Annotated in this window: 2 protein-coding genes; both read right to left on the minus strand. The window is 45.8% G+C overall.

Going from position 1 to position 1332, the window contains the following annotated elements; genetic code table 11:
* On the minus strand, positions 1 to 231 hold a 231-nt coding region (locus STRDD11_RS14475), incomplete at its 3' end, for an NAD(P)H-binding protein (RefSeq protein ID WP_241209383.1).
* A gap of 812 nt (positions 232 to 1043) precedes the next feature.
* The coding region (locus STRDD11_RS08765) for an Rrf2 family transcriptional regulator (protein WP_241209384.1) at positions 1044 to 1332 on the minus strand (289 nt) is incomplete at its 5' end.

Below are 1332 nucleotides of genomic sequence, written 5' to 3' on the forward strand. Positions count from 1 at the left end.
CGTAAACTGCGGGAAAGTATCCAGCGACCAAACTCCGAAAGCTGACACCACTGCATCAAAGCCAGCCAGGTCTTCTTTAGTCAGGTCAAACAAATCTTTCTGCAGCACATTGCCGGCCTCGGTCTTGTTTGCTGAGCGGACCACAGCCGTCACTTCATGGCCGCGCGCGATGGCTTCCTGAACAATAAGCTGTCCTGCTTTTCCGTTAGCTGCTACTACTGCTATTTTCATCTGATTTTCCTCCAAATGGTTAAAATTTTTAAACAGTTGTTGTAACTTTTTTATTACAATACCCAGTATAGCAGATTTTAATGTAATGTCAATAGTTACAACTCGAAAATTTAATTTTTTTACATCTGGTAGGAATTTCCCTAAGACTGAGAGAAGGCAGAGTTGCTTGCTGATATGATCATTTAGTTTGTCTTTTATCACTTTGTTAGCTCACTTTACTCCAACAGTCCAGAAGGACTGTTGGAGGCTGGAGATAAAGAGGCTGAGACAGACTCCCATGATGGCTGTGTCCTCACCCACAGAGGGATGGATCTTTTGGAAGATACCGTATAAAAAGTTCTTCAGTCTCGCTTTGTTTTGGTAAAAAACTCTTGACGCGGTAGCTGATTGGACTTTTTGTTCGTCTTTTAGACTCCAAAAAGCTCCTACATTGAGGAAAACTCTGTTTTCCCCATCCCCAACCTCTCACAGTCCCCCGGACTGTGAGAGCCTCGCGGGCTGGGAGTGAAAAGGTTTGGGGAACCTTTTCAGCCTGAGCTTAGAAACAAAAGAGCGAAGGGAACTAAATTTTTAAAAATTTAGTTCTGTCCCACCGCCATCAGCCCTACTGTTGAGACTTCCTCACGGAAGCTTTATCTGCCGCTCAAATAGCCCTGTACGTTAAGCGATAGGCTGAAACTGTCCCTCGGACAGTTTCACTACTAAAAGCAAAGGAAAAGGCGATAAAAACTGCCCTTTTCTTATCCCTCCCCGGCCTCCACTATACGTTATGTGCTTAGTTCGTTAAGGCCTATCGAAAAACAATCTGCTTCCTAGGAAACAGATTGCTTGGCAATTTTCTTCTGGGCTGAGGCAACGACATCCGCCAGACTGGTTTTGGTCAGTTCTTTTTCCATGGCCGCCTGAATTTCGTCCAGCTTGTCATCCAGAACATTATGGATGTTGCTGCCGATTGGGCAGGATGGATTGGGATTTTCATGGAAGCTGAAAAGCCGGCCGGACTTGCCCAGACTCTCCACTGCCTGATAGACATCTAAAAGGCGGATGTCTTTCAGATCACAGCTGATCTCAGCGCCGCCGGTTCCCCGGGCTACAGTAATC

Source organism: Streptococcus sp. DD11 (genome assembly GCF_001578865.1).
GTDB lineage: Bacteria > Bacillota > Bacilli > Lactobacillales > Streptococcaceae > Streptococcus > Streptococcus panodentis.